6 protein-coding genes and 2 pseudogenes are annotated in these 7170 nt (G+C 72.0%); 3 read left to right on the top strand and 5 right to left on the bottom strand.

The window, feature by feature from the left end; translation table 11 throughout:
• Window positions 1-11: 11 nt before the first annotated feature.
• On the top strand, window positions 12-602 hold the full coding sequence (locus KME75_RS38475; protein WP_308283451.1) for an alanine:cation symporter family protein: 591 nt from the start codon (window positions 12-14) through the stop codon (window positions 600-602).
• A 245-nt stretch (window positions 603-847) separates the two neighbouring features.
• On the opposite strand, the gene KME75_RS38470 is transcribed toward KME75_RS38475, so the two are convergent.
• Entirely contained in the window at window positions 848-2074 is a 1227-nt protein-coding gene (locus KME75_RS38470) for an MFS transporter (protein ID WP_219419868.1), read from the bottom strand.
• A 48-nt stretch (window positions 2075-2122) separates the two neighbouring features.
• Between KME75_RS38470 and KME75_RS46430 the strand changes: the two are divergent.
• Together KME75_RS46430 and KME75_RS46425 are read left to right on the top strand one after the other, a co-directional pair.
• Window positions 2123-2326: pseudogene (locus KME75_RS46430) on the top strand (hypothetical protein); the annotation flags it as partial.
• A 16-nt stretch (window positions 2327-2342) separates the two neighbouring features.
• Window positions 2343-2639 (top strand): annotated as a pseudogene (locus tag KME75_RS46425) (CoA transferase); the annotation flags it as partial.
• A gap of 164 nt (window positions 2640-2803) precedes the next feature.
• Here the strand turns inward: KME75_RS46425 and KME75_RS46420 are convergent.
• From KME75_RS46420 to KME75_RS38450, 4 genes are all read right to left on the bottom strand, one after another.
• Window positions 2804-2956 (bottom strand): hypothetical protein, encoded by a 153-nt coding sequence (locus KME75_RS46420; RefSeq protein WP_308283452.1) that lies wholly within the window; start codon window positions 2954-2956, stop codon window positions 2804-2806.
• Window positions 2957-3032: 76 nt separating this feature from the next.
• Window positions 3033-3884, bottom strand: coding sequence for an IS110 family RNA-guided transposase (locus KME75_RS38460; protein WP_308283450.1), 852 nt, complete (start codon window positions 3882-3884; stop codon window positions 3033-3035).
• Between the two features lie 803 nt (window positions 3885-4687).
• Entirely contained in the window at window positions 4688-5623 is a 936-nt protein-coding gene (locus tag KME75_RS38455; protein WP_219419866.1) for a C40 family peptidase, read from the bottom strand.
• Entirely contained in the window at window positions 5617-6942 is a 1326-nt protein-coding gene (locus KME75_RS38450; protein ID WP_219419865.1) for a replication-relaxation family protein, read from the bottom strand. Before KME75_RS38450 ends, KME75_RS38455 begins: the two co-directional genes overlap by 7 nt.
• Window positions 6943-7170 lie beyond the last annotated feature (228 nt).

Genomic DNA, 7170 nt, shown 5'->3' with positions numbered 1-7170 from the left:
ACACCCTGCTCGTGTGCATGGCCACCGGCTTCATGATCCTCGTGACCGGCAGCTACAACGTCGAGAGCGCCGACGGTGCGGCCCTCGCCACCAACCTCGCGGGAGTCGAGGCCGGTCCGGCCTACACCCAGGCCGCCATGGACTCCGTTTTCACCGGCGCCGGCGCCCCGTTTGTGGCGATCGCAATCGCTCTGTTCGCCTTCACGACGCTGGTGGCCTTCTACTACATCTGCGAGACGAGCCTGACCTACCTCACCCGTGGAACGCATCGGCGCCTCGGCTGGTTGCTCAAGGGCGTTCTGCTCGCCGTGACCTTCTTCGGTGCCGTCCAGTCCGCCGACCTGATCTGGGCCATCGGCGACGTCGGCTACGCCTCCCTCGCCTGGGTCAACATCATCTGCCTGCTGTTCCTGGCCAAACCAGCACTCCTCGCACTGCGTGACTACGACGCCCAACGCAAGCAGGGCATTGACCCGACCTTCGACCCCGTCCGGCTCGGCATCCCTCATTCCGAGTGCTGGGCCAGGCCGAGCTCGGCGGGCCGCGGCACCGGCGACACGAGCGGTGACACCGCAGGGAACTCTGTCACGTCCCGCGAGTAGCCGGACCCCCCCCGCGCAGTCGGCTGGGCGTCCACGGGGGCACCGCCGCCGGCGGCCGGTCCGGCCCCCGCAGTGTGTCTGGCGCGCGTCCAACCAGCCCTACGCCTTCAGCGCGCTGCTGGCTCGCGACCGGCGAAGGCAGCGGTCGCGCTTCGAGAAGCAGGCCGGGAAGGCTTGAGCCCTGCAGGGTCGAGGCCGGCTCTCCGCGGTGTTCCACGAGCCGGCCTCGATGGGAGAAGCCGCGGTCAGCCGATGACCTCAGCCGCCGGAACCGCCCGGGCGCTCTGCGTCGGCCTGCCTGGCTGGCGGAAGATCTGTGGTGTTGCCGACCGGTCGAGCATGAACAGCACGGTCAGACCGATCAGGCACAGTCCGGCGGCGCCGGCGAAGGTGCTGAAGACAGCGCGTGCGCCACCAGTTGCGATCGCCATTCCACCGAGGGTCGGGCCGAGGAACGCCCCGATGAACGACGTGCCGTTCGACCAGCCGAGGGCGACCCCGCGGGCCGGCAGCGGGTAGACGCTCGAGGTGGTGGTGTGCACCAGGTTCATCGTCGAGTGCCCGCCGATGCCCATGAACGCGGCGCAGACGACGGCCGTGGGGACCGAGAGCGGCAGGACGACGATCCCGACGAGGCCCAGCACCGTGCAGGACCCGGTGGCGACCGAGACGAGTGCGCTGCCCCGCCGGTCGGCGGCCCACGCGGTGGCGAAGGAGCCCAGCACGGCGGCTCCGGTGAGGGCGAAGGTGAACAGCAGGGCGCCACTCAGCGAGAACCCCAGGTCGATCATCGCCTGGGCGGCCCAGACGTTGAGGCCCTGCCAGGCGATCATGTTCGCGACGGCGCAGCCGGCGATCACGACGGTGATCAGGGCGCCGCGACCGGCGAAGACCGCGGCGAGCTTCTGGCGGACGGTCCAGCTGCGCCCCGTGACCTCCTCGGAGGAGTTCGGGATCCGGCAGACCAGGACGGCGACGAGGACGGCGGCGCCCAGGCCGGCGCCGACGAAGAACATCGCGCGCCACCCGAGGGTCGGCAGGATCGGGATGGCCAGCAGGGCCGCGACGACGCCACCGAGCGGGATCCCGGCCATCGTGATCGTGACGATCAGGGAGGCCCGCCCGGCCGGGGCGTTGTTGCGCGCGATGGTCATCGCCGTGGTCAGGGCCGCCCCGACACCGAGCCCGTTGAGCAGCCGCGCGACCGCGAGCATCTGCCCGCCGGCCGCGGCGCCCGCGAGGACGGCCCCGAGCGCGAAGACGGCGATGGCGGCGGCGAGGGTCGCCTTTCTGCCGATCCGCTCGGCGAGCATCGGGGCGAGCAGCGCCCCGAGGACCGCGCCGATGTAGACGACCCCGCCGATGAGACCGGTCTGCTCGTCGGTGATGCCCAGCGCCGGGTCGGCGAGCAGCAGTGGAACCACGGATCCGTAGACGATGAGGTTGTAGCCCTCGATGATCGTCACGATCATGCAGAGCGCGACGGTCGTCGTTCGACCTCGCTCCGCCGTGGTCGTCTCGTGGTGAGACGGGGTGGCCGGCTTCATCGGTGTCCTCAGGGCGGCTTTGCCGAGACGGGCGTGTGGCGGAGGTCATCGTGGGGCGTTCCGGGGAGGGGCAGAACGGTTCCGTCCCGGGAACCGGGACAGCATCAGTGCTGGTCGTGGCAGGTCTTTTCTACGGTGCTGCTCGGGGACCTGGGGGCTCGGGTCATCAAGATCGAGAATCCGCAGGGCGGCGATGACACGCGAGGGTGGGGCCACCTTTCGTTGGACGTCCGACCTGGAGTCCACGTACTTCTTCTCAGCGAACCGCAACAAGGAGTCGATCGTCCTCGATCTCAAGCCGCCGGAGGGGCAGCACGCATTGGCGGAGCTGGTACGCCGCGCCGACGTCCTGGTCGAGAACTTCCGTACCGGTGTGCTGGAGCGCCTCGGCTTCGGCGTGGAGCGTCTGCACGCGCTCAACCCGCGGTTGGTCGTGTTGTCCATCTCCGGGTCGAGGACGAGCTGCTCGAGATGCCGGAGCTCAGCGGGAACGAACGCGTCGCCTCGCGGCGGCGGTACCGCCGTCTCGCCGACACCTGAGCGACTACCGGACTCCCGGCATGACAGCAAGGCGGCGAGGCTGCCACTGGACGGCAGCATCGCCGCCTTGCTGTCGGCGCTGAGGCTGGCGCCGACGTCGATGTCGAGGCCGGGTCAGCCGGCTGCCGCGGCGGCGAGGCGCGACCCGCGGACGCCCGCGACGAACGCGGTCGCGAGCTCCTCGGCGGCCGTGCCGGCGCCCGCTGCGAACACGTGGAAGTCCGGCCGGACCAGCACCACGTCGGCGCCCAGGTCGCCGGCGGCCACCGCGACCGGGCCGGTGCTGCTGGCTTGGGGATCATGACACGCACGGTCTGCGCCCGTCGCGAGGTCTGCGGGCTGCTCACGCCGCTCGGGCGGGCAGGCAGCGGATGTGGTGATCACGCAGGCCGTAGAACACCAGCGTGGTCAGTTCGCGGGCGGCGGCGACGGCGCCGATGTTGCGGACCCCGCGGCGTTCGCCGACTCGGTCGCGGATCTGTCCGAGCAGGGTATGGGCGGGCACGCGTTGCACCGCCTCGACCGCGGCCCAACGCACCAGGCGGGAGCCCTGCTTGGTGATCCGACCGCGGTGCACGGTGGTGTCGGACTCGTGATGTTTCGGGGTCAGCCCGGCCCAGGAGGCCAACTGCTGCGGGCGGGTGAAGCGGCTAATGTCGCCGATCTCGGCGACGAACACCGCCGCAAGCAGCGGCCCCACCCCGGGAATGGCCTGGATCGCGCGGTAGCCGGGGTCGGTGCGCAGCCGCCCGGCGACCAGCCGGGCGAAGGTGTCGATCTCGAAGTCCAGGGCGTTGATCAGCCGCAGCAGTGAGTCGACCCGCGAGCGTGATTCGACCGCCAGCCGCGTGGTGGCGAGCAGCTGCTGCCCGCCCGCGCCGAACAGGTCACTCATCGGCACCTGCACTCCGGCGGCGGCGAGCACCGCGTGGACCTGGCATTTCAGGCTGGAGCGCAGCCCGACCAGCTTGGCGCGGTGCCGCACCCAGCCGCGCAGCTCCCGCGTCGTCGGTGGGGCGATCCAGGCCTCGGGCAGCCGACCCATCCGCAGTAGATCGGCCAGGTCCGCAGCGTCACGTTCGTCGTTCTTCACCCGCCGGTAGGAGAACATCTTCACCCCCAGCGGGTGCGCCAGCAGCGACACCTCCGACAGTCGATCAAACGCCCTACCGGCATGACTGGCCGACCTTGCCACGGCCCGCCGGTCCCGTCGCCGAGCAGGGGCCGCGGCCGGCGGGCTGGGACCCGCGGCGTATCTGGCCTCCGGTGCACCTTGACCTCAGTCGGATCAAGGCGTGGCGATCGGGAAGATCCGACGAAGTTCCTCCACCAGGAGTCGGTACTGAACGCTGCCGGTGCGGCGATGGGCCAGCTCCAGCGGGCATCGTCTGCGCCGAGTCGCGAAGCGATTGGCGTGGCGAGCGCCGGTTCAGCACAGGCGATGGAATGAGCTGTCACGCGAGCGGTAGCGCCTGACCAGGGCACGGTGTGCGGGAGAGCGTGCAAGCGCTGCGCGCGCCACGGTCTATTACCCGGGATTCCGTGCATTATCCCGGGTAATGGGACGAGGCACTGGCCAGCACGAACGCGTCCGACCAGGCTGCCGCTTCCCTTTGTCGTCTGCTCGCGCGCCATGAGTAGGACCGGGCTGTCGGTCCCGGAGGCGACGCTATCGGGGCGATCTACCGACCCCCACGCAGGACGCTAAGGTGGCGCTAGTCAGCTCGTAGTGGACCTCCTCGGCCGAGTTGGTCGCTGTGCTCGGCGCCGTTGGCCGAGCGCCGCTGGCTTTGGTGTGCGGCCATCGTCGACGCAGGTGATGCCTCCGTCGAACGTGACCGGTACATGAGCGCGATGATGCGGAGTCGCAAGTCCAATCAGCCGAGGGTCGTCGCGACGATCCGGTTGACGGTCTCGACCGCGGACATCGTGCCGACCATTCGGTTGCGCATCTTTGCGACCGCCAATCCGCCCACAGCCGGTCCTGTATCCCGGGCTTCACGGCGCGGGTCGGGAGGCGGCGAGGAAGTCGGGGAGGCCGTGGGCGTCTTGGATACGGATGGTGGTGCCGCGGCGGGGTGCGTGGATCATGAGGGTGGCGTCGCCGGTGGCGATTCCGACGTGGTGGACGCGTTCGGGGGTGCCGAAGAAGAGCAGGTCGCCTGGCTTGAGCGGGGTGCCGGGTGGGAGGAGCGGGCCGGCGCGGTATTGGGTGTGCGCGGTGCGGGGGAGGGTGATTCCGGCGGCGGCCCAGGCGGCGGTGGTGAGGCCGGAGCAGTCGAAACCCGGGTCGCCGGCGGTGGGGCCGTCGCCGCCCCAGAGGTAGGGCAGGCCGAGTTGGGCGCGGGCGTAGTCGAGCGCGAGCAGCCCGGGTCCGCTGCCGGTATGGGGCGCGGCGCGGTAGGCGGCGGCCTGGGTGAGGACGTCATCGACGTAGGCGTGGGAGTGGTTGTAGGTGAATAGGGCGCGGTCGAGGTCGCCGTTTCGTGCCCCGGAGTCGCAGAGGTAGGCGGCCGCGGCGTGCACCGCGTCGTGGGGGTGGTAGCGCGACGGTGGGCGGGCGCCGCCGGGGGGTGGCGGATGCGTGGCGATGACGGCGTTGAAGGTGGGTTGGAGGAACTGCATCGGCCCGCCCGCCCTGGCCGAGTTCTCCCCGGAGGTGACGCCGGGGAGGCGGGACCGCCCGTGATCGGTTTCGATCTTCCCGACGGCGGCCAGGAGCGCCCAGTCGAGGCCGGGGCAGGTGGCGGCGGCCTGGACGTACAGGGCGAGGAAGTGGGTGGGGATGTCGGCGATGGCGGCCGGGCTGGGCGCGAAGCCCGTTCCGATGCCGAGGCCGGCGCCGCTGCCGCCGAGGACCGCGGTGCCGATCGCGCCGATCACGAGGAGGGCGCCGAGTAGGGCGGCGAGCCCGACCGCGGCCGCCCTCACCATGGCCGCCTCGCCGGCTCTGCGCCGGTCGCTCGTAGGTGAGGTGGGGTCGCCCCGCTGGCGTGATCGGGTGGTGACGGGCGGCGGGTGCCGCGCCGGGTGGTGGGCCAGTCCCAGCTCGGGTGGGGCAGGGGAGCCGGGAGGTCGATCGTGCCGCGGGTGGCCAGCGGGGACTGGAGGGTGGCGGGGTCAGAGCGGCGAGGATCGCGCGGGTCACCGCGCCGGGCGGAAACAGGGCTGGTCGCGAGCTCGGTGAGGCTGCGGCGGCCAATGCGGCCGGGTGTGTGGGCGGGGTGCAGGGGCAACCAGACGTGTCCGGCGGGAGTGCGGTCGTCGGGGTGTCCGCTGGGTTGGGGGGTGGCGGTGAAGACGGGCACCAGGTGGGGGTGCGCGAGCCGTGAGTGGGCGCCGGCGAGGGCGTGGCGGGCGTTCGGTTCGCGGCGGGGCCGGGTGATCCAGATCAGGAGTGGGGTGGCGATCCCGGTGGCGGCGGCGAGCCGCTGGTAGTGGGCGAGCTTGGCGGCGAGTTTCGGGTGGGGCTCGGTGCCGGTGTCGTACTCCAGGAAGAACTCCCACTCGCCGACGGCGCCGCCCTCGGGCCGCGAGGTGTTGTTGTGGGTGGCCCGCCCGGCTGGTCGAGCGCCGCGGGGGTCACGGGTTCGGAGGGTGGCGTAGCCGTCGGGGTGGGCGTGGTGGCCGAAGTAGCGGCCGCAGCGGCCGGCGGACCACCAGGCGGTGAGGGTGAGGTGGGGGTGGGTGGCGAGGTCGGTGAAGAAGGTGTTGACGCCGACGTCGTGGGCGAGGGTGAGCCGGTGGGTGTGGGCGAGGGCGCGGTCGCGGCGGTAGCCGAGTTGGGCGAGGTCGATGCCTTCTTCGGCGGCGAGGATCCGGACGCCGAGCGGACCGAGGACGTGGTGCATCGGGGCGGACCCGGAGGTGAGGAACGGTTGCCACCGGTCCACCACGTGCAGGGTGTGGAGGGTGCGCAGGCGTAGCTGCGCGGCGCGTAGGGAGGCGAACCCGAGCCGGGCGAGCTGGGTGGTGGTGAGCACGGTGTGCTCGTGCAGCATTCGGATGATCCACCGGTCCCGGGGGGTGATCCGCCGTGCCGCCGCGAGCAGCTCGATCCGCCCCTGCCCGCGCGCACGGGTCGGCCGCCGCGCCGGCGGCGGCGGTGCGGCGACGGGCGAGTTGGAGCCGTCAGTGCTGCCGGCGTTGTGGTGAGTGGCTTGGGGGAGGGGCTTGTCGGGGCTGGGCTGGCGGGTTCGGGTGCGGGGACGGTGGCCGCGCAGGTCGTGCTGGCGCAGCGTGTAGTCGCTCATGGGTCACTCCCAGGAGAGCGGTCGACAAGGGCACCGGCCGCGTCATGACGCTCCGCGGCAGCGCGAGGACAGCGGGGAAGCGCCGCCGGTGACGGCAGCGCTGGCCTTGCGGCGCCGGCCAGGCGGCGGGTCACCGTGCCCGGGTGGGTAGGGGTGGGAGGGGGCGGGTGGTGAGGGTGAACGCCGGGCCGTCGCGACAGGGACGCGGAGCGTCAGCGGAGCGCCCTT

It is taken from the genome of Pseudonocardia nigra, assembly GCF_019396355.1.
Classification (GTDB): Bacteria; Actinomycetota; Actinomycetes; order Mycobacteriales; family Pseudonocardiaceae; genus Pseudonocardia; species Pseudonocardia nigra.
Note: the sequence above shows the minus strand (reverse complement) of the source record. Positions and strands in the feature narration are given on the sequence as shown.

What these genes read in the sequence shown, in the direction of transcription:
- KME75_RS38470 (WP_219419868.1), bottom strand. Translation starts at nt 2,074, where the DNA reads ATGATCGTGACGATCATCGAGGGCTACAACCTCATCGTCTACGGATCC.
- KME75_RS38455 (WP_219419866.1), bottom strand. Translation starts at nt 5,623, where the DNA reads ATGGTGAGGGCGGCCGCGGTCGGGCTCGCCGCCCTACTCGGCGCCCTC.
- KME75_RS38450 (WP_219419865.1), bottom strand. Translation starts at nt 6,942, where the DNA reads ATGAGCGACTACACGCTGCGCCAGCACGACCTGCGCGGCCACCGTCCC.